Source organism: Bradyrhizobium tropiciagri (genome assembly GCF_018130505.1).
Classification (GTDB): domain Bacteria; phylum Pseudomonadota; class Alphaproteobacteria; order Rhizobiales; family Xanthobacteraceae; genus Bradyrhizobium; species Bradyrhizobium tropiciagri_B.
In genome coordinates, this window is sequence record NZ_JAFCKH010000015.1 from 1 (window position 1) to 22,592 (window position 22,592).

The window sequence follows — 22,592 nt, forward strand, 5'->3', positions numbered from 1 at the left end:
GGCACGCAGCCGCGAATCACACAGGTGCCGCCCATCCGGTACTCTTCGGCGACCATGACCCTCGCGCCATAGCCGGCTGCGATGCGCGCGGCACGAACACCGCCCGAACCGCCACCGATGACAAACAGGTCGACGTCATACTCGGCCATGGCAACCTCTCTCTTTTCCCTCGCTCGGTGACGGGACGAACCAGGCCCGCCCTCGGAGGGTTGGGGTGTCGGCGTCTCCGCGAGATGATCTCGCGGCGATGCCGTTTCACCCGGTGCACCGCCGAAGTTTCGCAGCGGCGCCGCTTTTGTTACGGCGTAGCCCGGATGAGGCGCAGCGCAATCCGGGCGACGTGATCAGATCAGATGTCCTTGCCGCGCTTCTTCATCTCGGCCTTGAACTGGGCGTTGACGATGACGCCGAACTGCTGCGCCCACTGCTGCATATATTGCAGCGATCCGTTGATCGCCTGGGGCTCCGCGGTCAAGAGCTTCTGACCGAGCGGGGTCTTGTAGAAGGTCACGAGATCCTTCAACTCCTGTTCGGTGAACTCGGAGGCGTAGATCTGCGCCATGCCGTCGCCGATTTCCTTCTCGCTGCCGCCGAACTGCTTGGCGATGACGACCGCGCACTCGTCGAGATCCTTCTGGTAGTTGAGATACTGCTGCAGCAAACCAGTCTTGGTCTTCTCGATGATGCCCGGAACGGCGCCGGCATACATCACCGCCACGTTCTTCATCGTCAGGATTTCCTTGGCCGCCGCAATCGCCGCGGGGCTCGATTGCTTGACCTTTGGCATGGGGGGCAATTGCGCCTGCTGCGCCATCGCCGGTGCGGCGGCGAACGCCAGTCCTGCCGCGAGGGCCACAACCGACAAAACTCCCGAGAAGCGCTTCATTCCAAGTCTCCTTGCTTGCGGCGTCATCGCCGTTCAACAACCCGAATTCCCTGTGCGCCGGCCAGAACGGCGACGCTGCCAAGCCCGATGAACAGGCCGTGCTCGACCACGCCCGGGATCACGCTGAGCAACCCCGCCAGCCGCGGCGGATCGCCGATCCGGCCCAGATGGGCATCGACGATCCAGTGGCCGCCATCGGTGACAAAAGCGTGACCGTCCTTGCCCTTGCGAATGACCATTTGCCCGGAGACGCCGGCTTGCGCGAACGCCTTCACCATCGCAGCCTGCGTCGCGCCGAGCCCGAACGGGATCACCTCGACCGGCAACGGGAAGCGGCCGAGCGTCTCGACCCATTTGCTGTCATCGGCGATCACGATCATGCGATCGCTCGCCGCGGCGACGATTTTCTCGCGCAGCAGCGCGCCGCCGCCGCCCTTGATCAAATTGAGCGCCGGATCGATCTCGTCGGCGCCGTCGATCGTCAGGTCGAGATGGTCGACCTCGTCGAGCGTTGTCAGCGGAACGCCGCAGCGGATCGCGTCCGCTTTGGTGGCTTCCGAGGTCGGCACCCCGATCACCTTGATGCCCGCCTTGACCTTCTCGCCGAGCAATTCGACGAAGTGCTTGGCGGTGGAGCCGGTGCCGAGCCCGAGCTTCATGCCGTCGCGCACCTCTTCGAGCGCGCGCGCCGCCGCCTGGCGTTTCAATGCGTCCATGTCCACGTGCCGACCAAGCCCCTCAAGGTTCCGCGCCGTTCCGGGCTGGCGATCGGCCGCCCGGGCGGGCGCATATCTAGCGTCGTTTTGCGGGCAGGAACAGGCATGAATCGAGGCTATGAGGGCGATGATTCAGACCTTTTTCCAGCCTCATGGGCCGCACTGGCCGCCGGAAATGAAATGCCGTCCGGAACCGTGCGGAAGCCTCTTGCCAGCGGCCCCCATCACCGATAGCGAAGGAGATCATGTCCGCCTCTTCTCCCCCCATTGTCGTATTCGATCTCGACGGCACGCTGGTCGACACCGCGCCCGACCTGATCAGCGCGCTGAATTACGTGCTGGACCGCGAGGGCCTGCGGCCCGTGCCGCTGGCGGCCGCGCGCAACATGATCGGCGCCGGCGCACGCAAGCTGCTCGAGCGCGGGCTGGAGGTGGAGGGACGCGTGGTCAGCCTCGCTGACCTCGACCGCCTGACCAAGGACTTCGTCGACTATTACGCCGAGCACATCGCCGACGGCTCGCGCCCGTTCGAGGGGCTGGAAGCCGCGCTCGACACCCTCGCCACACGCGGCCACCGCTTCGCGGTCTGCACCAACAAGCTGGAATGGCTGTCGAAGCTGCTGCTCGACCGGCTCGGCCTGACGCCGCGCTTTGCCGCGATCTGCGGCGCCGACACCTTTGGCGTCGCGAAGCCCGATCCGGCGTTCCTGCGCGAGACGGCGGTGCGGGCCGGCGGACGCCTGCCCGGCGTGATCATGGTCGGCGATGCCGGAACCGATGTCGGGGTGGCGCGGCGGGCCCAGGTGCCCGTCATCGGCGTCGATTTTGGTTACACGGATGTGCCCATGGCGGAGCTGAAACCGGACCGCCTGATCAGCCACATGCGCGACCTGCCCGACGCCGTCGCGAGCCTTGCATCGGCTTAAAGTCTTATTTCCAAGCAATTGATATTGCTTGGAAATATTTAGCCATGCGAATATTCTGTTAACCATCCTTTAACGAGCAGGGCTCCCCCTGTTGCACCCCTGTTTCGAGGCCCCTATGGTCGCCGCGGGGATTGTGGCTGATAGCCGCAGGTGAGTGTGAAATCATGCATCGTGTCATCGCGATTGCAGCCGCCGGACTGAGTCTGGCCGGCTGCTCTTCCTTTTCCATGGATTCGTTCAAGTCGGCGCCGCCGCCGATGCAGGTCCAGCTCGATTCGGCGCCGCCCGGCGCCGACGCCGTGACCTCGCTCGGGCCGGGCTGCAAGACGCCCTGCACGGTGTCGATCCCGACGCCGGAGACCAATTTCTCCGTGACCTTCAATCTGCCGAAGTACCAGCCGGCGACGGTGCCGGTAACGGTGACCCGCGTGCCGGGCGACTTCACGAGCCCGGCTACGACCACGCTCGATCCGAGCCCGGTGGTCGCGGAACTGCAGCCGGCCGGGCCGCCGCCGCGCGCGGCGCACAAACCGATGCGGCCGAAAAAGAAGAAGCCGAAGCCGGTCGCCGCGGCCCCTGCTGCCGCCGCGGCCCCCGCCTCGGCGTTCCCCGATCCGAGCGCGCCGCCGCCCGCCGCAGCTCCCGCAGCCGCGCCGTCGCGCTGACGATCATTCGATTGCACTGCACAAGAGCCCGGCCTGACGCCGGGCTCTTACGTTTCCGTTGAAGCACTTCGCCGATCATGTTCTCGCATCGCGCGATGCGCCTCGCCTATCGTGCGAGCCGGGTTTTGCATGTTGCGGATCATGCTTTGGGACGCATTGTGACATCGCGCCAACATGCATAGATTGTCACTGTCGATGCCAGCAATGGCGCCGGCGCACGGGGAACAATCGCAAGAACAGTCGAAGGCCCGAGTAGAATGAGCGGATCCACGCAGGCGCATTCCGACACGCTGTTTCGTCCGATGACCGATCCGTTCGGCCGCACGATCCGCTATCTGCGCGTCTCGGTCACCGACCGCTGCGATCTGCGCTGCTTCTACTGCATGTCGGAAGACATGACCTTCCTGCCGAAGGCGGACCTCCTGACGCTGGAAGAACTCGACCGCCTCTGCTCGGCGTTCATCGCCAAGGGCGTGCGCAAGATCCGCCTCACCGGCGGCGAGCCGCTGGTCCGCCGCAACGTGATGGGCCTGGTGCGCTCGCTGTCGCGGCATCTTTCGACCGGCGCGCTGGATGAATTGACGCTGACCACCAACGGCTCGCAGCTCGCCCGCTTCGCCCAGGAGCTGGCCGATTGCGGCGTGCGTCGCGTCAACGTCTCGCTCGACACGCTGGACCCGGCCAAATTCCGCGCCATCACCCGCTGGGGCGACATCGACAAGGTGCTGGCCGGCATCGAGGCGGCGCGCGCCGCCGGGCTCGCGGTCAAGATCAATGCGGTCGCGCTGAAGAACCTGAATGAGGACGAGATTCCCGCGCTGATGGAGTGGGCGCACGGCAAGGGCATGGGCCTGACCCTGATCGAGGTGATGCCGATGGGCGACATTGGCGAAGGCCGGATCGATCAGTACGTACCGCTGTCGCTTCTGCGCGCGCGGCTGGAGAAGCACTACACGCTGACCGATCTCGACGACGACACCGGCGGCCCCGCCCGCTATGTCCGCGTCGCCGAGACCGGCGGCAAGCTCGGCTTCATCACGCCGATGACCCACAATTTCTGCGAATCCTGCAACCGGGTGCGGATCACCTGCACTGGCACGCTGCACACCTGCCTCGGTCATGAGGACGCCTCCGACCTGCGCCGGCCGCTGCGCGCCTCCGGCGACAACGACCTGCTGTCGGCCGCGATCGACCGCGCCATCGGGCTGAAGCCGAAGGGCCACGATTTCATCATCGACCGCCGCCACAACCGCCCGAGCGTCAGCCGCCACATGAGCGTGACCGGAGGCTAATCTCCGTAACTTCCCGGACTCCGATTGCGCCCCCGATTTACCAAGCGGGGACAGCGATTTGCTCGCACGTCAATTTACCCATTTTCCGATTGACGGCGTTTCACGGCGCTGGTTTGGTGCCCGCAGCTTCCTACACGAGCCCGGCCGGATAGGCCGCTGCCCACACTGGCAGCCAAGAACGGCGGAAGCAGTTTTCGGGGGAGGACGATCGTTGCAACTGCTCCTGAAAGTGAGCCGTGGCTCCGTGCGCATGCGCGCGGCGGCCAGATGATGCTTGAAGAGATATTCGGTGCGCCGGCGGCGCAGCCGCGGAGATCATGATGCGCCCTTTGTTGGCACTCAGTACGGCGATCGACCGTCTCAACGAGAAGATCGGCTACATCTGCAATCTGCTCGTCCTGCTCGCCTGCCTCGTCAGCGCCGGCAACGCGATGATCCGCTACGCATTCAGCTACTCGTCGAACGGCTGGCTCGAGGCGCAGTGGTACATGTTCGCGATCCTGGTGATGTTCGGCGCCTCCTACACCTTCAAGCGCAACGAGCATGTCCGCGTCGAGATCATGTATCTGATGCTGTCCGAGCGCGGCCAGCTCTGGCTCGACATGATCGGCACGCTGTTCTTCCTGATCCCGGCCTGCCTGCTGCTCGCCTATCTGTCCTGGCCGTTCTTCTACCAGGCCTACGCGGTCGGTGAGATGAGCGGCAATGCCGGCGGCCTGCTGCGCTGGCCGATCAAGTTCGTGATTCCGTCCGGCTTCGTGATGCTGGCGCTGCAAGGCGTCTCCGAGGTGATCAAGCGGATCGCCGCACTGCAGGGTTACGTCACGATCGACGCCAAGTATGAGAGGCCGACGCAATGATCACGCTGGAGATGATGCCGCCCCTGATGTTCGGCGGCCTGATCGTCGCGATGCTGATCGGCTATCCGGTGGCGTTCACGCTCGCCGCGGTCGGCCTGTCGTTCGGGTTTCTCTCGATCTATCTCGGCTTCTTCGACCTCAACTTCCTGCAGGCGATCCCGGGCCGCATCTTCGGCAGCGTGCTCTCCAACGAGCTGCTGCTGGCGATCCCGTTCTTCACCTTCATGGGCGCGATATTGGAAAGATGCGGGCTCGCCGAGGACATGCTGGATTCGATGGGCCAGCTGTTCGGCCCGATCCGCGGCGGCCTCGGCTATTCCGTGATCATCGTCGGCTTCATCCTCGGCGCCATCACCGGCACGGTGGCGGCGCAGGTCATCGCCATGGCGCTGATCTCGATGCCAGTGATGATCCGCTACGGCTACAACATCCGCTACATCACCGGCGTGCTGGCCGCGTCCGGCACCATCACCCAGCTGGTGCCGCCGTCGCTGGTGCTGATCGTGCTCGCCGACCAGCTCGGCAAGTCGGTCGGCGACATGTATCTCGGCGCCTGGGGCCCGTCGGTGTTCCAGATCGTGCTGTTCGCCGGCTACACCTTCTTCCTCGGCCTGATCAAGCCGAGCCATGTGCCGGCGGTGCCGCTGGAAGCGCGCACGCTGACCGGCTGGGCGCTGTGGAAGAAGTGCCTGCTCGGCATCATCCCCTCCGCGGTGCTGATCTTCGTCGTGCTCGGCACCATGATGATGGGCCTTGCGACCCCGACAGAGGCCGGCGCCATGGGCGCGGTCGGCGCCATCGTGCTCGCCGCCATCCACCACAAGGATTTCAGCGCGGCCGGCCACAAGGTGCTGATCGTCGGCGTGATCGCTGCCGGCATCGGCACCATCATCGCGATGCTCTACAGCGAGAACCTGATCTTCAAGCTCGCCTTCGCGATCACCTACCTCGCCGTGGTCTGGATCTGCCTCGAGGCGGTGAGGATCCCGGACCTGCGCGACCTGATCAAGCAGGGCTACGAGACCACCATGCGCATCACCTGCATGGTCACCTTCATCCTGATCGGCTCGACCTGCTTCTCGGTGGTGTTCCTCGGCGTGTCAGGCGGCACCTGGCTGGAGCATCATCTGACCTCGCTGCCCGGCGGCGTCTGGGGCTTCCTGATCTTCATCAACCTGTTCATCTTCTTCCTGGCGTTCTTCCTCGACTTCTTCGAGATCGCGTTCATCATCCTGCCGATGATCGCGCCGATCGCGCAGAAGATCCTGGCGCCGGTGGTCGGTGCCGACGCGGCGCTGATCTGGTTCGGCGTGATGCTCTGCGTCAACATGCAGACCTCGTTCCTGCACCCGCCGTTCGGCTTCGCGCTGTTCTACCTCCGCGGCGTCGCGCCGCGCGAGGTGAAGAGCTCCGACATCTACTGGGGCGCGATGCCGTGGATCGGCCTGCAGGCGATCATGGTGGCGCTGGTCATCGCCTTCCCGGTCGTCGTCACCGGCCTGCTCGACAAGCCGCTCGACGTCGACCTCAACAAGGTCAAGATCGAAGTGCCGCAGATCGAGCTGCCGCCGCTCGATTTCGGCCAGCCGAAACAGTAGCTGGGATCACGGCGCGGCGTCGGCGAGGCGGAAGCCCAGCGTGAACTGGGCGCCACCGGACGGCAGGTTCTCCACCTCGACCGTCGCTTCGTGGTCGCTCGCGACGCTGCGTACGATCGACAGCCCGAGCCCGGCGCCATCGGTGCGCCGGCGATCGCCGCGCCAGAAGCGCTGGAAGATCACGCCCTGCTCGGCGAGCGGAATGCCCGGGCCGCAGTCGCGCACCCGCACCGAGCCGTCCTCGCACACCTCGACGTCGACGCAGGTTTTGTCGGCAGTGTATTTGATGGCGTTCTCCGCCAGATTGAAGATCGCCCGCTGCAGCATCTGCGCATTGCCCCGCACCGGCACAGGATCATCGGTGCCGCGCAGCGCGATGTCCTTGCCCTGCGCCAGCGCATAGGGCGCGATCGAGCCGACCACCTCGGCACAGACCGCGCGCAGATCCGCGGTCTCGCCGGGACCGAGCTCGAGCATGTCGAGCTCGGCGATCTCGAGCAGCTGGCTGACGATGCGGCTCATGCTTTCGATGTCGGCATGCAGCTCGCCGACGCCCTCGCCCGCCTGCAGCGTCTCGATCCGGGTCTTGAGGATGGCGAGCGGCGTGCGCAGCTGGTGCGCCGCATCGGCGGTGAACTGGCGCTGCACCCGGAAGCCGTCTTCGAGCCGGTCGAAGGCCTGGTTGACCGCCGTCACCAACGGCAGGATCTCGCTCGGAATCCGTTCCGTCGGCAGCCTGATGTCGGTGCGCGCCGGCCCGATATTCCTCGCCTCCTCCGATGCCTGCAGCAGCGGAATCACGGCGCGGCGGAAGATCACGATGTCGATGGCGAGCAGCACCAGCAGCGTCGGGATCGTGATCCAGCCGACCCGCCGGAAGAAATTGCTGACAATGTCGTCGATGATAACGTCGCGATGCGACAGGTCCTCGGCGACATGGATGCGCACGGTCTGGCCGCCGATCTCCCTGGTCACGCTCGCGCCGGAGATGGTGCCGAGGGTGGCGGTGCGTTGCCGCGAACCGTCGTGATGCGAGGAGAACAGCAGCTCGCCCTTGCCGTCGTAGACGTCGTAGCGGTAGCGGCCATAGGCATCGGAATAGAGGCCCCTGAGGCTCTCGGGCAGGTCGAGAGCCACCTTGCCGGCCGCATCGACGGCAAGCCGCTCGCCGAGCACGTCGGCCTGGTCGCGCATCGCCTCGCGATGCAGCGCCGATATCTCCGAGTTGAGCAGCCACAGCAGCAGCAGCGGCAGAAAGATCGCGGCGAGCGCGACCGCGAGGATGTGCAGGAACACGATCCGCGAGGTCAGCGACTTGAAGGGGAGCATGCTACTTCGCCTCGGCCATCATGTAGCCGACGCCGCGGATGGTGTGGATCATGATCCTGGCGTTGTGCTCGGCGAGCAGCTTGCGCAGCCGCGAGACGTAAACCTCGACCGCGTTCGAAGCGACCTCGCCCGACAGCCCGAAGATGTGGTCCTCGACGTTCTTCTTCGGCACCACCCGTCCCTGCCGCCGCAGCAGGATTTCCAGCACCGAGGTCTCGCGCGAGGAGAACACGTGCGGCGCGCCATCGATGAAGATCTGGCGGCTTTCGGTGTCGTAGACGAGATTGGCGAGGTTGAGCGAGGAGCCGAGCAACTGGCCGGGCCGGCGCAGGATCGCTTCGAGCCGCGCCACCAGTTCCTCCAGCGCAAACGGCTTTGCCAGATAATCATCGGCGCCGCTGCGCAGGCCGCTGACCCGGTCCTGCAGGCCGCCACGCGCGGTCAATACCAGAACCGGCAGCGGATCCATCTTGCGGCGCAACTCCGACAGCACGGTTAGTCCATCGCCATCGGGCAGGCCGAGATCGAGGATCATCGCCGCATAGGTGACGCTGCGCAGCGCATCGCGCGCCTCGGCAACGTTGCCGACGATATCGGCCGCATATCCCGCCGCCAGTAGCCCGGTGGCGAGCAGACGCGACAGCTCTGCATTGTCCTCGACGATCAGAAGCCGCATCAAGAAATTCTGTCCTTGTCCGATCGGTCAGCTATCGGCGCAGTCGCCGCAATAGATCGGCGGCGGCGTCAATCGACGCTATCACGCCGTGTCGACGATAGCGGTCGGTGGCGCGGCGGATAGACGGAAGATGCTATGTTTTTTTGATGGCCGACGTCACCCGGCACTCATGCAAAATGGCTGAGCGCGTTGATATCGGTCGCGGCCGGCGGCGGAGCGCGAAGCAATGTAAGGTTCGTGTAAGCTTCCCTCTCCCCGACATGCGAGGAGAGGGTCGTAGCGAGGTGCGATTCCGCCGTAGCTCAGCCCTGCGGATGGCGCGCCATGAAGTTGTCGTAGCCGACCTCGGCGACCTGAAACCACTGGTAGCCGTTGCTGGAATAGGACGTCAGCGACTCCAGCAGCTTCTTGAAGTTGGCATTGCCCGCCGCGACTTCGGCGTGCAGCTCCTTCGCCGCCTTGAAGCTCGCTTCCATGATCGGCGGCGAGAACGCATGCAGCTTGGCGCCGCCGGCGATCAGTTTCTTCAAGCCCATCGGATTGACCGTGTCGTACTTCGCCATCATCCAGTTGTTGGCGAGATGACCGGCCTGCTCGAGAATGTTCTGATAGTACTTCGGCAGCGAATTCCACTTCTCGAGGTTGATCATCGCCAGCAGCATCGGGCCGCCTTCCCACCAGCCGGGATAGTAATAGTGCGGCGCGACCTTGTAGAGGCCGAGCTTCTCGTCGTCATAGGGGCCGACCCATTCGGCAGCATCGATGGTGCCCTTTTCCAGCGCCGGATAGATGTCCCCGCCGGCGAGCTGCTGCGGCACGCAGCCGAGCTTCTGCATCACGCGCCCGGCAAAGCCGCCGATGCGGAATTTCAGGCCCTTGAGATCGTCGACGGTGTTGATCTCCTTGCGAAACCAGCCGCCCATCTGACAAGTGGTGTTGCCGGCGAGCAGCGAGGTGACGTTGTAGCTCTTGTAGAAATCGTTGAGCAGCTCCTTGCCGCCGCCCAGCATGTACCAGGCCTGGTTGAGGCGCGCGTTGGGACCGAACGGAATCGCGGAGCCGAAGGTGAACGTCGGGTCCTTGCCGAAGTAATAGTACGAGGCGGTGTGGCCCATCTCGACGGTGCCGTTCTGCACGGCGTCGAGCACCTGCAGGCCGGGCACGATCTCGCCGGCGGCAAAGGTCTGGATCTGGAATTTGCCGTCGGTCGCCTCGCCGACCGCCTTGGCCATCATCTCGGCGCCGCCATGGATGGTATCGAGCGTCTTCGGCCAGCTCGTCGTCATGCGCCACTTCAGTTCGGGCATCGACTGCGCGATTGCCGGCGCTGCCACCGTTGCCGCACCTGCGACACCGAGACCGGTGACCTTGATGAAGTCTCTACGTTTCATTTTCTGATTTCCTGCCCTTTTGTTGGTTGTGCTGTTGAAGCGGCGAAGGTCATTCATTGCCGTCGCGCTCGCTTTTCTTGGCCGGCGCGATCGGTCACCGATCGCGCATGCGCCTCTGTGCCGAGGCTTGGGCGCGAGCATGGAACATCCCCCTGCCGAACGCCAGACGCAAAAAACCCGGCCTTCTCGCGAAGGCCGGGCTACTTAAGTCGAAGACCTCGGATGCGTTCTCCTCAGGCGAACGCTGGTCCGCTTCGCTGTGCTGATCAGCCGCGGGTGCGCGAGCGGATCATGAAGCTGTCGAAGGTGTATTCGGCAACCTGCCACCACAGATACTGGTCGGAACGGTACGCCTGCATCGCCTCGATCGACTTCTTGAAGTCGGGGTTCTTGCCGGAGATTTCGGCCCACAGCTCGTTGGTCGCCTTGAGGCAGGCCTCGAGCACCTCGTTGGTGAACGGACGCAGCTGGGTGCCGCCGGCCACCAGCCGCTTCAGCGCCGTCGGGTTCTGCATGTCGTAGCGCGCAGCCATCCAGCTGTTGGCGTTGGCGGCAGCGTTGGTCAGGATCGCCTGATAGTTCTTCGGCAGCGCGTTCCACTTTTCCAGGTTGGTGTAGGCGTGCACGGTCGGGCCGCCTTCCCAGAAGCCCGGATAGTAGTAGTACTTGGCGACCTTCTGGAAGCCGAGCTTCTCGTCGTCATACGGACCAACCCACTCGGCCGCGTCGATGGTGCCTTTCTCCAGCGCCGGATAGATGTCGCCGCCGGCGAGCTGCTGCGGCACCACGCCGACCTTCTGCAGCACCTGACCGGCGATGCCGCCGATGCGCATCTTGAGGCCGGACATGTCGGCGACGGTCTTGATCTCCTTGCGGAACCAACCACCCATCTGGGTGCCGGTGTTGCCGCAGGGGAAGCCGATCACGCCGAACTTCTTGAAGAACTCGTTGCCGAGCTCCTGGCCGCCGCCCTGGTACCACCAGGAGTTCTGCATGCGCGCGTTGAGGCCGAACGGCACCGACGCGTAGATCGCGAAGGTCGGGTCCTTGCCGACATAATAGTAGGACACGGTGTGGCACATCTCGACGGTGCCGTTGGAGGTCGCATCCAGCGCCTGCAGGCCGGGCACGATTTCGCCGGCTGCGAACACCTGGATCTGGAACTTGTTGTCGGTCATCTCGGCGACGTACTTCGACAGCTCGACGGCACCGCCATAGATGGTGTCAAGCGACTTCGGGAAGCTCGAGGTCAGGCGCCACTTGATTTCGGGGGAGGACTGCGCGATCGCCGGTGAGGCAACCGCCGTCGCGGCAGCACCGGCCGCAGACACTTTCAAAAAATCACGACGCTTCATCGTAAGGCTTCTCCTTGAGGGACGTTTCCCACTGACCGCAAGCATCTCCTCCGGCAGCTATCCAGACGCTATCGGGGCGCTCTGATCGGCCCTTTAACACGGATGCCGGCTGACGGAAACGCGACAATGGCATGACCCCGCCATTTAAACGAAAGTCTGATGGTGCAAGGAAATCCGGCGGGAAAAGCCGGTTCAGGCCGCGGCGATTGCAGCCTGAGGTTGCGCACTGAGGTTGCTCCGATCGCGCGATGAATCGCCGCGTGCGTATTCCGGTTCGCTGTCGGTTTCGCAGAGCGGGCTGAGGCGGTCGGCCTGACGGCTGGCACGCAGCGGAGCCTCGTCAGCGCCGCGCCGCTTCCCTTGATTTCTTTGCCTTCTCGACCAAATAGCGCCCGCGCCGGATCCAGCCCTGCGCCGTGGTGTGGCTGACGCCATAGGTCTTCGCGATCACCTTTGCCGCCTCGCCGATCGAGTCGGATTTCTTCGCGAGGTTGAACGCCGCCCGGGACGCCTCTTCGCGCTTCTCCCGCGTCAGATGCTTGCGGCCGTCCTTCTTGACTTCGCGTGACGCTGCCATGTTGATCGTCGCCTCACAGCCCTTCGCGCAATCTTGCCCACAGTCCCGGCTTCACCCGTGCGCGGCAGTCAAGCCGGCAGGCCCGGGTGATGCGACTCGGCTATCCCGGTAAACATACAGGCCGAATGCGATCCGGCAATCATTCAGCGCGACGGTCCTGTGAACAAAGGCCGGCGGCGTCCTCCCCGCACAGCCGTGCGGAACGCGGCGGCGGCAGGCTCAGGCCGCGGCGATCGCGCCCTTGAGCTGCTCGCGGACCTTGGCGCCGATGGCGCGGTAGATTGCCGCGTGCGGCCCGTCCGGCTCGCTCTCGACCACCGGATGTCCGGAATCGGACGTGGTGCGGATTGCCATATGCAGGGGGATTTCGCCGAGGAACGGCACGCCGAGCCGCTCGGCCTCGTGGCGGGCGCCGCCATGGCCGAAGATGTCCGAGCGGGTGCCGCAGTGCGGGCACTGGAAGTAGCTCATGTTCTCGACGATGCCGAGCACCGGCACGTTGACCTTCTTGAACATCGCAAGGCCGCGCCGCGCGTCGATCAGCGAGAGGTCCTGCGGGGTCGAGATGATGATGGCGCCCTTCAGCGGCACGTTCTGCGCCAGCGTCAGCTGGGCGTCGCCGGTGCCGGGCGGCATGTCGACGACCAGCACGTCGAGCGTGCCCCAGGCGACGTCGCGCAGCATCTGGGTAATCGCCGACATCACCATCGGCCCGCGCCAGATCATCGCGGTCTCCTCCTCGACCAGGAAGCCGATCGACATGATCGACAGGCCGAAGCGCTGAATCGGGATCATCTTCTTGTCGTCGTTGAGCTGCGGCTTGTCGCTGATGCCGGTCAGCCGCGGCACCGACGGTCCGTAGATGTCGGCATCGAGCAGCCCGACGCGCAGGCCGAGGTCGCGCAGGCCGAGCGCGAGATTGAGCGCGGTGGTCGACTTGCCGACCCCGCCCTTGCCGGAGGCGACCGCGATGACCGCGGAGACGCCGGGAATCTCGGCCTGCCGCGCCATCGGCGAGGCCGCGCCGGGCGGATGCGGATGCCGGTGCGCGGCGGCAGGCTGCACGCCGCCGGCCGGACGCGCTGGCGCGGCTGCGGCCGCGGCGCCGCCCGCCTTACGCTCGGCGGTGAGCGCGATCATCGCGACGCTGACACCGGGAATGGCACGCACGGCTTGCTCGGCCTGCGCGCGGACGCCCTCCCAGGCGCGGGCCTCGGCGGCATCGACATTGATCGAGAAGAACACCTTGCCGTCGGTGACCGTGATCGCCGACAGCACATTGGCGCTGGTCAGGGCGACGCCGCGTGGCGACATCACCCTGGCAAGGCTATCGAGGACCTGTTGCTGCGTCACGCTCACGGCGGATCTCCTGGAAACATCAAGAGAGCACCCATTAGAGCGTCGCAGCGCAAAAGGCTACCTCGCTCCGACGTCGTCCCGCCGCTCGACCGGCGCGGCGGCGCCGCCTTCCTTGGCGGCCTCGTAGTTCAGCTCGATCATGACCCCGTTCGGGTCATTGACGAAGATCTGCCAGAGATCGCCGCCGGGAACCTGGCGCGAGTCATACGCCATGCCCTTGGACTCCAGCCGCTGCTTCATCCCGTCAAAGCCCAGGCTGGCGAAGGCGACATGGTGGACGACGCCGGAGTCGGGCTTTTGTGCCTCGTCGGTCTTCGAAATATCGACCAGATGCACGACCGCCTTGCCCTCGCTGTACATCCACGCGCCGGGGAACGCGAAGTTCGGCCGCGCGCCCTTCTCCAGACCGAGAACGTCTTCATAGAACCGCACCGTATCGGCGAGATTCCGGGTCCGGATATTGAAATGATCGAGCACACCCACGCTCATGCCCATACCAAACACTCCCTTTTTTGTAAGGCTCTTTGCAGCTCTTCGGTGCGTCGATCCTAGCACAAAACCGGGAGCTGGCATCCCACGAAGCCGTTGCCCTCCGCTGCACAGGGGGTATGGTGCGGCTCTCTCCGTGGAAGAAATGCCCTGCCTGCCCCGCGTTTGTTGGCAGGACTTGGGCGCTCACCAAGGCAAATCACAAGGTAACAGACATGGCTAAAGTCGCTTTTCTCGGTCTCGGCGTGATGGGTTTCCCGATGGCGGGACACCTCGTGAAAAAGGGCGGCCATGAGGTCACCGTGTACAACCGGACCGCGGCGAAGGCGAAGGAATGGGCCGACAAGTTCGGCGGCAAGACCGCGGCAACCCCGAAGGCCGCCGCCGAGGGCCAGGACTTCGTGATGTGCTGCGTCGGCAATGACAACGATCTGCGCGCGGTGACGATCGGCGCCGACGGCGCCTTCGCCGGCATGAAGAAGGGCGCGACCTTCGTCGACCATACCACCGCCTCCGCCGAGGTCGCCCGCGAGCTCGATGCCGCCGCCACCAAGGCCGGCTTCAAGTTCGTCGACGCGCCGGTGTCCGGCGGCCAGGCCGGCGCCGAGAACGGCGTGCTGACGGTGATGTGCGGCGGCACTGAAGACGCCTATGCCGGCGCCGAGCCGATCATCAACAGCGCCTATGCGCGGATGTGCAAGCGGCTCGGGCCCGCCGGGGCCGGCCAGCTGACCAAGATGGTCAACCAGATCTGCATCGCCGGCCTGGTGCAGGGCCTCTCCGAGGGCATCCACTTCGCCAAGAAGAGCGGCCTCGACGTCGCCGCGGTGATCGAGACCATCTCCAAGGGCGCGGCGCAGTCCTGGCAGATGGAGAACCGCTACAAGACCATGAACGAGGACAAGTACGATTTCGGCTTCGCGGTCGAATGGATGCGCAAGGACCTCTCGATCTCGCTGGCCGAAGCCCGCCGCAACGGCGCGACGCTGCCGGTCACCGCGCTGGTCGACCAGTTCTACGCCGAGGTCGAGAAGATGGGCGGCAAGCGCTGGGATACGTCGAGCCTGCTGGCCCGGCTGCAGCGCTGACTCTCTGCCAGGGGGTACGATGCGATAGCCCTGTACCCCCACCCGGATCGCATCTGACGATGCGATCCGACCTCTCCCCGCAAGCGGGGCGAGGTGAAGAAAGAGCACCGCGCTTAAAGAGTCCCTCACCTGACATTCGCTTAGCCGCAAGCGGAGCGGCGCTGAAATCGTTAATTTAACTCCCCGTTAAGGGTTTTCTTTAGCTCTTTAAGTCATCGCTTAAGGATTTGAGAGCACAGATAGACAATGCAAAAAGCCCGCGCGGTTCGCGGGCAGGATTTGTGTTGTTTATGAGTGATCCCGCAGAAAAGCCTGAAGTTGTCGCGCTTCCGGCAGGACCTCAGGTGGCGGCGCCGGTGAACAGCCGGCGCGCCGCCGCTCAGCGGGTGCGCGAGGCGCGCGATCGGTTAACGTCGTCGAGTGGAACCCGTCCGGCCTTCGACGTCGAGCTGCTCCGTCAATATGCCCAGACCAGGATGTCGGCGTCCTACGTCGTCATGCTGCTCGTGGTGGCAACCGGAATCCTGTTTGGCCTGTGGATGCAGCCGATCATCGCGGCGGCCTGGACCGTCGGCATGCTCTGCGTCCATGCTGCGATCATCCGCAGCTGCGCGCGCTTCCTCGCCGAACAGCCCTCGGTCGCGCTGACCAAGAGATGGCGCACGCGCTTCGTGCTGCTCGACCTGCTCTACGGCCTGTGCTGGACCGCGATCCTGATCCACCCCGCCGGGCGCGATCTCGCCTCCAACACGCTGATGATGTTCCTGATGCTGCTGGTGATCGCGGTTTCCAGCATGCTGGCGGCAAGCCTGCCGATCGCGGCGCTCGCGGCCACCGTGCCGGTGACGGTGGCGATCGCGCTCGACCTGGTGCTGAACGGCACGTTCGACAATTACGTGCTGGCACTGCTGGCGCTGGCCGCCGAAGGCTATTTCGCGCTGCTGGCGCACCGCCTGCACTCGACCACGCTGGCGACGCTGGAGGCCCGCGCCGAGAAGGACGCGCTGATCGGCGAGCTCGAGCAGGCCAAGGCAATCTCCGACGAGGCGCGGCACCGCGCCGAATCCGCCAACGTCGCCAAGTCGCGCTTCCTCGCCCAGATGAGCCACGAACTGCGCACGCCGCTGAACGCGATCCTCGGCTTCTCCGAGGTGATGAAGAGCGAGATCTTCGGCGCGCATGCGGTGGCGGTGTACAAGGAATATTCCGCCGACATCCATAATTCCGGCGTGCACCTGCTCAACCTGATCAACGAGATCCTCGACCTGTCGCGGATCGAGGCCGGCCGCTACGAGCTGAACGAAGAGGCTGTCGCGCTGGTCCATGTCGTCGCCGACTGCCACCATCTGCTCAAGCTGCGCGCCTCCAGCCGCGGCATCACCATCCATGAGGTGTTCGAGCACGGCATGCCCCGGATCTGGGGCGACGAGCGCGCGGTGCGCCAGGTCGTGCTCAATCTGCTGTCGAACTCGATCAAGTTCACCCCGCAAGGCGGCGAGATCTGGCTCAAGGTCGGCTGGACCGCGTCGGGCGGGCAGTATCTCAGCGTCAAGGACACCGGCAGCGGCATCGCCGAGGACGAGATCCCGGTGGTGCTGGCCTCGTTCGGCCAGGGCTCCAACTCGATCAAGTCGGCGGAACAGGGCGCGGGCCTCGGGCTGCCGATCGCCAAGAGCCTGATCGACATGCATGGCGGCACCTTCACGCTGAAGTCCAAGCTGCGCATCGGCACCGAGGTGATCGTCACCTTCCCGCCGGAGCGCGTGATGAGCGCGCTGGCGCCAATGGCCGAAGAATCGCCGCCGATGCAGCCGGAGCCGGTGGAAACCGCGCCGGCCGCCGACCGCAAGCGGGTGCGCCGCAAGGCGATCATGAGTGCCGGCACCGGGTTGTAGCCGGCGGTGTGGACGCTTTCTGCCGGCTTGCGTGAGCCGCTGAAACCGTTCAACAGTTGAAGAATGAGACCAGAGACGCCGTGTATCGCAGTCTGCATGATGGACCCCAGGACGAAGCTCTGCTTCGGATGCGGCCGCACGCTTCCGGAGATCGCGCGCTGGCACAAGATGGACAGCGCCGAGCGGCTCGACGTGATGGCGTCCCTGCCCGCGCGCATGGCGGAGGCCGGGCTCGAACCACTGGCGCCGCAGCCGAAGCGCGCCTGACCGGCGCTGCGGCGGGAGATGCGCCGTGAGCCGCGTCCTCCTCATCCTCCTGATGCTGATGGCAACCGCCGGCGCCGTGGTCGCCTATGGCGATCCCGATCAGATCGCGCGCGCCCGGGTCAACATCGCGCAGATCTTCGGCAGCATCACCGCAACGCCGGCCCCCGCCCCCGCGGTGCAGATCGCGCGCAGCCAGGGCGGCGAGTTCGCCTTCCGCGCCAAGATCAACGGCGTCAGCGCGCCGATGGTGATCGACACCGGCGCCACCTCGGTGGTGCTGACCTGGGAAACCGCCAAGGCGATCGGGCTGCCGATCGAGATGCTCGAATACAATGTCGACCTGGAGACCGCCGGCGGCCACACCAAGGCGGCGCGGCTGACGCTCGACCGCCTCGCGGTCGGCAAGCTGGTCGAGAAATCGGTGCCGGCGCTGGTCGTGCAGCGCGGTCAGATGAAGACCAACCTGCTCGGCATGAGCTTCCTCGACCGGCTCGAAAGCTGGGGCGTGCGCGCCGACACGCTGTCGCTGACCGGCTATCCCGACGTCACCGGCAGCATCAGCACCTCTGGCCGTCGCCACCGCCCGCGCACGGCGATCGATCAGGACATCATGAAATCGGGTACGCGATAGCCTGCCGTCGCCCGCGCACCGCCAAAATGTGAAAAACAACCCCATGCAAAGTAGCCGGCGGCTGACGGCATTTGGGCACGGCGACTTGACACGTCGGGCAACTCAGGGGCATTCTTCCAATATTCCGAAATTATGAAAACGCCTGCAGCTACCGCATATGGCACTTGCGGACATCTGCAACTGACGTACGTCACGTCGTCATGGCCGGGCGATTAGGACGCGGCCGATAGCCCGGCGTCCCCTAACGGTCGTCGTCGTGGATCGACGATGGATGCCGGCACAGCGGCGTGACGCGGATCTCCATGAATGGGAACAGCGGTAGCCCGGACAGCATGTCGTGCAGCTCCTGCGCGCCCGACACATCGAAGATGCTGACATTGGCATAGCGGCCGGCGACCCGCCAAAGGTGGCGCCAGGCGCCGCTGCGTTGCAACTCCATGGCTCTGCTGCGTTCGGCCAGCTTCAGGGCATCGACTTTTTCGGAAGGAAGATCGTGCGGAATCCGCACCTCCATCTCGACGTGGAACAGCATGATGTTGAACTCCTTCCATCCAATGGACCGAAGCCGCCACGCTAGCGTGACGGCTCCGGCATTCGCTAGTTAATCGTCCAACTGTCAGCCGTCCAGCTGTCAGCCCTGTACGAGGCCGCGGCTGACGAGGTTGATGTCATCGGGATTGATGAGATCCTTGGCCGTCCAGCCCGACACGTCGTAGTCGCTCATGCAGTTGCGCACGAAGTCCTGCATCGCGCCGAGGTCGCCCGTTGCACCGGCGGCCATCAGCGTCTCGACCCGCAGGTTCTCGTAATTGCCGGCGTAGTTGCGCTCGTAGAGCTCATGGCGTCCGCCGAACTCCGATCCGACCGCATCCCACAGCAGCTTGAGCAGCTTGATGCGGTCGATCGCGGCATAGCCGTTGGAGCCGCGCACGAAGCGGTCGAGATAGGGCCTGATGGCCTCGCTCTCGAGGTCGGCCGAGCTCGACGGCAGGTAGATCAGTCCGCTCGCGACATGGCGCTCGATCAGCTCCTTGATGCGCGGATAGGCCATCGGTGCAAACACGCGGTAGGCCAGCCCATAGTTCAGGTTGGGCAGGTTGAAGCCATCGGTGCCCTGCCAGGGGATCGGCGATTTCACCATCGCGTCCGCCATGGCATGGAACAGATTGCGCCAGGCGATCACCTCACCCACCGCAGTCTGCACGCCGCGGAAATCCTTCGACCCCGTGGCATCGACTGCCATCGAGAACAGCCCGGCGATGAAGTCGAGCTTGACCGCAAAGCGCGTCACGCCGTGCAAGGTGAAGCGCGGGATGAATCCCGACGCCGGGAAGAACTGGTTGATCTTCTCGACATCGCCATAGATGAAGATGTTCTCCCAGGGCACCAGCACCTTGTCGAACACGAGGATGGAGTCGTTCTCGTCGAAGCGGCTCGACAAGGGATAATCGAACGGCGAGCCGGTCGCCGCCGCGGTGAATTCGTAGGACGAGCGCGCGATCAGCTTGATGCCCTTGGCATCCATCGGCGCCGTGAAGATCAGCGCGAACGACTTGTCCTTGATCGGGATGCCGTAATGCGCAATGAAATTGTAGTGCGTCAGCGCCGAACCGGTCGCGACCACCTTGGCGCCCGAGACGATCACACCGGCGTCGGTTTCCTTCTCGACATGCATGAAGACGTCGCGCACGTCCTCGATCGCGCTGCCGCGATCGATCGGCGGGTTGACGATCGCATGGTTCCAGAAGTCGAGCCGCTCCTGCGTGCGGGCATACCACTTCTTGGCATTGCTGGCGTACTCGCCGTAGAAGCCCGAATTGGCACCGAGCGTGCCAAGGAACGATGCCTTGTAATCCGGCGAGCGGCCCATCCAGCCGAACGCGACCTTCTGCAGATCGGCGATCGCGTCGCGGCTTTTGATGAGATCCTCGGCCGTCCGTGACCCCAGGAAGAACGGATGGGTCAGCTGTCCCGACCCGTTATCGGTGGGGACGCCGATCTGCTCCTTCCGCTCGTGGAAGCGGTCGTACCAGCGCGCCACCATCCGCGCCGAATTGCGAAACGCCGGATGTTGGGTGACGTTCTTGACGCGCTCCCCGTAGATGTAGATTTCTCGCCCGTCCTGGATGCTGTCCAGGAATTCCGCGCCGGTATAGACGCTGGTCGTCGACGCGGGCGCATCGGCCCGCAGGGCAGCTGCAGTAGTCATGGACGTATCTCCTCCGTGCGTCGGACGGGCAAGCGTGGCTGCAGCCGGTCCGAGACCATCTCGTCACGCTCTTGCTCGGCGTGACGTCGGCGCGAAGCTACGCGCATGATCGGAGCCGGCGGAAGGTATCACACAATACCGGGCAGACCGCTGCGGCCCGCGCTATGACTCGTCGGCACGGACCGGAGGCGACGACCCTTCGACCGACGCAACGCCGACCGCGGACAACGCATCTGCAGCACGGCAAGGGAGCGAACCATGGGCAAGCATTTCGACAGCTCGGCTGCGGCTTACCATCGCGACGGGGAACTTGACCTCGGCGCCAGCGTGGTGACGATCGGCGCGCTCGACGGCGTGCATCGCGGCCATCAGGAGCTGCTCCGGCAGACCATTGCGGCGGCGCAGCAGCGCGGCCTTCCCGCCGTGGTCTACACCTTCGATCCGCCGCCGAAGGTCTGTTTCGGGCATGCCGAGCCGCTGATCCCGCTCGCCGAGAAGCTCGAGCGCATCGCAACATTCGGTCCCGACCACGTGATCGTCGCGAATTTCAGCCGAGCTTATGCGCGCCGCAGCGCGGCCGACTTCATCGACGAGCTGACGCGGCTGCATCCGCACGAGGTGATCGTCGGCGAGGATTTCCGCTTCGGGTCCTGCAAGGGCGGCACCACGCAGCTGTTGCGGCAACATTTCAACACCCGCATTGTCCAGCCGGTGCGCTGCGGCAACGGCGAGATCGTGTCGAGCAGCCGCATCCGCGCCTTGCGCCGATCCGGCCTGCTCGCCGCCGCCGCGGCGCTGGAAAACTGGAACGCCCTGACGGCGCCGCCGGCCGGCCGGTCACGTCAGCCCCAACTGCAGGTGGCCAACCCATGACCGCGATCGACCCACGCGCACTGCGCAATGCCTGCGGCCAGTTCGGCACCGGCGTCACCATCATCACGACGCGCTGCGAGGAACGCGATCACGGCATGACGGCCAATGCCTTCATGTCGGTCTCGCTCGATCCGCCGCTGGTGGCGATCTCGATCGCCCGGGGCGCGAAGATGCTGCCCAACATCAAGAAGACCGGCCGCTTTGCCGTCAGCGTCCTCGCTGACGACATGGAGGATCTGGCCTGGCATTTCGCCGGCAAGCCGAAGGGCGATCTCTGCGACGTCTTCGAACGGCGCAACGACCTGCCGGTCATCGCCAACGCGGTGGCGTATTTCGTCACCGATCTCGCCACCGAGATCGACGCCGGAGACCACACCATCTTCCTCGGCCACGTCCGCGAGATGTCGCTGCAGCACGAGAGGAAGCCGCTGCTGTTCTTCGGCGGCCGCTTCGGTGGTCTTGCCGACCCGCATCCTGCGCCGGCGATGCTGGAGAATGCCGGCTACGAGTTCATCTGGTGAGCGCGCGGGCAACGCCCGCGATCTCACCAATCAAACGACGACTGCAACGACGACTGCAACAACAACTGCAACAAAAGGAGGAACGACCATGCTGAACGTCAACAAGGACACCATCACCGATCTCGTGATCGCGGCGCTCGACAAGGATATCGCGCCGCGCAACCGGCAGATCCTGACCAGCCTGATCCGGCACATGCACGATTTCTGCCGGGAGGTCGACCTGAGCTTTGCCGAGTGGCTCGCGGCGTGCGAATTCCTGCGCCGCGCCGGCGACATCTCGGACGAGAAGCGCAACGAGTTCATTCTGATCTCGGACATTCTCGGCGTCGAGGTGCTGGTCGACATGCTCGACCACAAGGTCACCGACGGTGAGAGCGAATCCACCGTGCTCGGGCCGTTCTACCGGGAAAACCCGCCGGTACTGCCCAAGGGCGCCTCGATCATCAAGAAGACCTTCGACAACGCGAAGACCGTCATGGTCTCCGGCCGCATCGTCGACACCGCCGGACGGCCGATCGAGGGCGTCACCATCGACGTCTGGGAGGACGCACCGAACGGCCTTTACGATCTGCAGGATCCGGAGCAGCCGGCCTACAATCTGCGCGGACGCTTCATGACCGACGCCGACGGCGAATATGCGTTCGTGGCGCTGCGCCCCGAGCCCTATCCGATCCCCTATGACGGCGCCGGCGGCGAGCTGTTGAACTACATGGGCCACCATCCCTGGCGTCCCGGCCATATCCACTTCATGCTCTCGAAGGATGGCTATCAGTCGCTGATCTCGCAGATCTACGACTCCGAGACCAAGTATCTCGACAACGACTCGGTGTTCGCCGTGAAGCAGAGCCTGATCGGCCAGTTCAAGAAGGCGCCGACCGGCGCCAACACCGACCTCGTGCTCGACTTCGACTTCAAGCTCAAGAAGGCGGCGGTCGAGCGGCTCGCCGCGGCCGAGTAAAGCCAATACGCCCTGCCCGGCATCGCACGCC

23 protein-coding genes and 1 pseudogene are annotated in these 22,592 nt (G+C 64.9%); 12 read left to right on the forward strand and 12 right to left on the reverse strand.

Annotated elements, in window-relative coordinates:
• From JQ633_RS31205 to rpiA, 3 genes are all read right to left on the reverse strand, one after another.
• Positions 1 to 149: FAD-dependent oxidoreductase (locus JQ633_RS31205; protein WP_211989772.1), on the reverse strand; the 149-nt coding region annotated here is incomplete at its 3' end.
• A gap of 200 nt (positions 150 to 349) precedes the next feature.
• Positions 350 to 886, reverse strand: coding sequence for a DUF2059 domain-containing protein (locus JQ633_RS31210; RefSeq protein WP_211989450.1), 537 nt, complete (start codon positions 884 to 886; stop codon positions 350 to 352).
• 23 nt (positions 887 to 909) lie between these two features.
• Entirely contained in the window at positions 910 to 1,608 is a 699-nt protein-coding gene (gene rpiA, locus JQ633_RS31215) for a ribose-5-phosphate isomerase RpiA (protein WP_211989452.1), read from the reverse strand.
• 239 nt (positions 1,609 to 1,847) lie between these two features.
• Between rpiA and JQ633_RS31220 the strand changes: the two genes are divergently transcribed.
• From JQ633_RS31220 to JQ633_RS31240, 5 genes are all read left to right on the forward strand, one after another.
• Positions 1,848 to 2,528, forward strand: coding sequence for an HAD-IA family hydrolase (locus JQ633_RS31220; RefSeq protein ID WP_211989454.1), 681 nt, complete (start codon positions 1,848 to 1,850; stop codon positions 2,526 to 2,528).
• Positions 2,529 to 2,692: 164 nt separating this feature from the next.
• Positions 2,693 to 3,193 (forward strand): hypothetical protein, encoded by a 501-nt coding sequence (locus JQ633_RS31225; RefSeq protein ID WP_211989456.1) that lies wholly within the window; start codon positions 2,693 to 2,695, stop codon positions 3,191 to 3,193.
• Positions 3,194 to 3,450: 257 nt separating this feature from the next.
• Positions 3,451 to 4,485 (forward strand): GTP 3',8-cyclase MoaA, encoded by a 1,035-nt coding sequence (gene moaA / locus JQ633_RS31230; protein WP_211989458.1) that lies wholly within the window; start codon positions 3,451 to 3,453, stop codon positions 4,483 to 4,485.
• Between the two features lie 320 nt (positions 4,486 to 4,805).
• A complete protein-coding gene (locus JQ633_RS31235; RefSeq protein ID WP_211989773.1) occupies positions 4,806 to 5,345 on the forward strand; it encodes a TRAP transporter small permease subunit in 540 nt (179 codons plus the stop codon).
• Complete coding sequence (locus JQ633_RS31240; protein ID WP_211989460.1) at positions 5,342 to 6,943, forward strand: TRAP transporter large permease; 1,602 nt, start codon at positions 5,342 to 5,344, stop codon at positions 6,941 to 6,943. Before JQ633_RS31235 ends, JQ633_RS31240 begins: the two co-directional genes overlap by 4 nt.
• 6 nt (positions 6,944 to 6,949) lie before the next feature.
• Here JQ633_RS31240 and JQ633_RS31245 read toward each other — a convergent pair whose 3' ends face one another.
• The 7 genes from JQ633_RS31245 to JQ633_RS31275 form a co-directional block, all read right to left on the reverse strand.
• Complete coding sequence (locus JQ633_RS31245) at positions 6,950 to 8,272, reverse strand: sensor histidine kinase (protein ID WP_211989468.1); 1,323 nt, start codon at positions 8,270 to 8,272, stop codon at positions 6,950 to 6,952.
• Position 8,273: 1 nt separating this feature from the next.
• Positions 8,274 to 8,948: a response regulator gene (locus JQ633_RS31250; RefSeq protein WP_211989478.1), complete on the reverse strand. Its 675-nt coding sequence runs from the start codon at positions 8,946 to 8,948 to the stop codon at positions 8,274 to 8,276.
• Between the two features lie 302 nt (positions 8,949 to 9,250).
• On the reverse strand, positions 9,251 to 10,339 hold the full coding sequence (locus JQ633_RS31255) for a TRAP transporter substrate-binding protein (RefSeq protein WP_211989479.1): 1,089 nt from the start codon (positions 10,337 to 10,339) through the stop codon (positions 9,251 to 9,253).
• Positions 10,340 to 10,605: 266 nt separating this feature from the next.
• A complete protein-coding gene (locus JQ633_RS31260) occupies positions 10,606 to 11,694 on the reverse strand; it encodes a TRAP transporter substrate-binding protein (protein ID WP_211989480.1) in 1,089 nt (362 codons plus the stop codon).
• Between the two features lie 340 nt (positions 11,695 to 12,034).
• Positions 12,035 to 12,271: a hypothetical protein gene (locus JQ633_RS31265; RefSeq protein WP_211989481.1), complete on the reverse strand. Its 237-nt coding sequence runs from the start codon at positions 12,269 to 12,271 to the stop codon at positions 12,035 to 12,037.
• Between the two features lie 219 nt (positions 12,272 to 12,490).
• A complete protein-coding gene (locus JQ633_RS31270; RefSeq protein WP_211989482.1) occupies positions 12,491 to 13,630 on the reverse strand; it encodes an Mrp/NBP35 family ATP-binding protein in 1,140 nt (379 codons plus the stop codon).
• A 57-nt stretch (positions 13,631 to 13,687) separates the two neighbouring features.
• Complete coding sequence (locus JQ633_RS31275) at positions 13,688 to 14,125, reverse strand: VOC family protein (RefSeq protein WP_211989483.1); 438 nt, start codon at positions 14,123 to 14,125, stop codon at positions 13,688 to 13,690.
• A gap of 185 nt (positions 14,126 to 14,310) precedes the next feature.
• Here JQ633_RS31275 and JQ633_RS31280 point away from each other — a divergent pair.
• From JQ633_RS31280 to JQ633_RS31295, 4 genes and pseudogenes are all read left to right on the forward strand, one after another.
• A pseudogene (locus JQ633_RS31280) lies at positions 14,311 to 15,207 on the forward strand (NAD(P)-dependent oxidoreductase); the annotation flags it as partial.
• 290 nt (positions 15,208 to 15,497) lie between these two features.
• Positions 15,498 to 17,102 carry a sensor histidine kinase gene (locus JQ633_RS31285; protein WP_211989486.1) on the forward strand — a complete coding sequence of 535 codons (1,605 nt, stop codon included), beginning with the start codon at positions 15,498 to 15,500 and terminating at the stop codon, positions 17,100 to 17,102.
• A 63-nt stretch (positions 17,103 to 17,165) separates the two neighbouring features.
• Entirely contained in the window at positions 17,166 to 17,369 is a 204-nt protein-coding gene (locus tag JQ633_RS31290; RefSeq protein ID WP_211989487.1) for a DUF1289 domain-containing protein, read from the forward strand.
• Between the two features lie 25 nt (positions 17,370 to 17,394).
• Positions 17,395 to 18,000: a TIGR02281 family clan AA aspartic protease gene (locus JQ633_RS31295; protein WP_211989489.1), complete on the forward strand. Its 606-nt coding sequence runs from the start codon at positions 17,395 to 17,397 to the stop codon at positions 17,998 to 18,000.
• A 241-nt stretch (positions 18,001 to 18,241) separates the two neighbouring features.
• On the opposite strand, the gene catC is transcribed toward JQ633_RS31295, so the two are convergent.
• Both catC and JQ633_RS31305 read right to left on the reverse strand, forming a co-directional pair.
• Positions 18,242 to 18,532 (reverse strand): muconolactone Delta-isomerase, encoded by a 291-nt coding sequence (gene catC, locus JQ633_RS31300; protein ID WP_211989491.1) that lies wholly within the window; start codon positions 18,530 to 18,532, stop codon positions 18,242 to 18,244.
• Positions 18,533 to 18,631: 99 nt separating this feature from the next.
• On the reverse strand, positions 18,632 to 20,209 hold the full coding sequence (locus JQ633_RS31305) for a 4-hydroxyphenylacetate 3-hydroxylase N-terminal domain-containing protein (protein WP_211989492.1): 1,578 nt from the start codon (positions 20,207 to 20,209) through the stop codon (positions 18,632 to 18,634).
• A 258-nt stretch (positions 20,210 to 20,467) separates the two neighbouring features.
• On the opposite strand from JQ633_RS31305, the gene JQ633_RS31310 reads away from it, so the two are divergent.
• The 3 genes from JQ633_RS31310 (at position 20,468) to JQ633_RS31320 (ending at position 22,561) form a co-directional block, all read left to right on the forward strand.
• Entirely contained in the window at positions 20,468 to 21,082 is a 615-nt protein-coding gene (locus JQ633_RS31310) for an FAD synthetase (protein WP_211989493.1), read from the forward strand.
• Positions 21,079 to 21,603, forward strand: a complete 525-nt coding sequence (locus JQ633_RS31315) for a flavin reductase family protein (RefSeq protein ID WP_211989495.1) — start codon at positions 21,079 to 21,081, stop codon at positions 21,601 to 21,603. The genes JQ633_RS31310 and JQ633_RS31315 overlap by 4 nt, the downstream gene beginning before the upstream one ends.
• Before the next feature lie 88 nt (positions 21,604 to 21,691).
• A complete protein-coding gene (locus JQ633_RS31320; protein WP_211989497.1) occupies positions 21,692 to 22,561 on the forward strand; it encodes an intradiol ring-cleavage dioxygenase in 870 nt (289 codons plus the stop codon).
• Positions 22,562 to 22,592: the final 31 nt, after the last annotated feature.

Bases quoted from the DNA above. Each gene is read 5' to 3' on its own strand.
- JQ633_RS31210 (WP_211989450.1), bottom strand. From the start codon at position 886: ATGAAGCGCTTCTCGGGAGTTTTGTCGGTTGTGGCCCTCGCGGCAGGA.
- JQ633_RS31220 (WP_211989454.1), top strand. From the start codon at position 1,848: ATGTCCGCCTCTTCTCCCCCCATTGTCGTATTCGATCTCGACGGCACG.
- JQ633_RS31225 (WP_211989456.1), top strand. From the start codon at position 2,693: ATGCATCGTGTCATCGCGATTGCAGCCGCCGGACTGAGTCTGGCCGGC.
- moaA (WP_211989458.1), top strand. From the start codon at position 3,451: ATGAGCGGATCCACGCAGGCGCATTCCGACACGCTGTTTCGTCCGATG.
- JQ633_RS31235 (WP_211989773.1), top strand. From the start codon at position 4,806: ATGCGCCCTTTGTTGGCACTCAGTACGGCGATCGACCGTCTCAACGAG.
- JQ633_RS31240 (WP_211989460.1), top strand. From the start codon at position 5,342: ATGATCACGCTGGAGATGATGCCGCCCCTGATGTTCGGCGGCCTGATC.
- JQ633_RS31245 (WP_211989468.1), bottom strand. From the start codon at position 8,272: ATGCTCCCCTTCAAGTCGCTGACCTCGCGGATCGTGTTCCTGCACATC.
- JQ633_RS31250 (WP_211989478.1), bottom strand. From the start codon at position 8,948: ATGCGGCTTCTGATCGTCGAGGACAATGCAGAGCTGTCGCGTCTGCTC.
- JQ633_RS31255 (WP_211989479.1), bottom strand. From the start codon at position 10,339: ATGAAACGTAGAGACTTCATCAAGGTCACCGGTCTCGGTGTCGCAGGT.
- JQ633_RS31260 (WP_211989480.1), bottom strand. From the start codon at position 11,694: ATGAAGCGTCGTGATTTTTTGAAAGTGTCTGCGGCCGGTGCTGCCGCG.
- JQ633_RS31265 (WP_211989481.1), bottom strand. From the start codon at position 12,271: ATGGCAGCGTCACGCGAAGTCAAGAAGGACGGCCGCAAGCATCTGACG.
- JQ633_RS31275 (WP_211989483.1), bottom strand. From the start codon at position 14,125: ATGGGCATGAGCGTGGGTGTGCTCGATCATTTCAATATCCGGACCCGG.
- JQ633_RS31285 (WP_211989486.1), top strand. From the start codon at position 15,498: ATGAGTGATCCCGCAGAAAAGCCTGAAGTTGTCGCGCTTCCGGCAGGA.
- JQ633_RS31290 (WP_211989487.1), top strand. From the start codon at position 17,166: ATGAGACCAGAGACGCCGTGTATCGCAGTCTGCATGATGGACCCCAGG.
- catC (WP_211989491.1), bottom strand. From the start codon at position 18,532: ATGCTGTTCCACGTCGAGATGGAGGTGCGGATTCCGCACGATCTTCCT.
- JQ633_RS31305 (WP_211989492.1), bottom strand. From the start codon at position 20,209: ATGACTACTGCAGCTGCCCTGCGGGCCGATGCGCCCGCGTCGACGACC.
- JQ633_RS31310 (WP_211989493.1), top strand. From the start codon at position 20,468: ATGGGCAAGCATTTCGACAGCTCGGCTGCGGCTTACCATCGCGACGGG.
- JQ633_RS31315 (WP_211989495.1), top strand. From the start codon at position 21,079: ATGACCGCGATCGACCCACGCGCACTGCGCAATGCCTGCGGCCAGTTC.
- JQ633_RS31320 (WP_211989497.1), top strand. From the start codon at position 21,692: ATGCTGAACGTCAACAAGGACACCATCACCGATCTCGTGATCGCGGCG.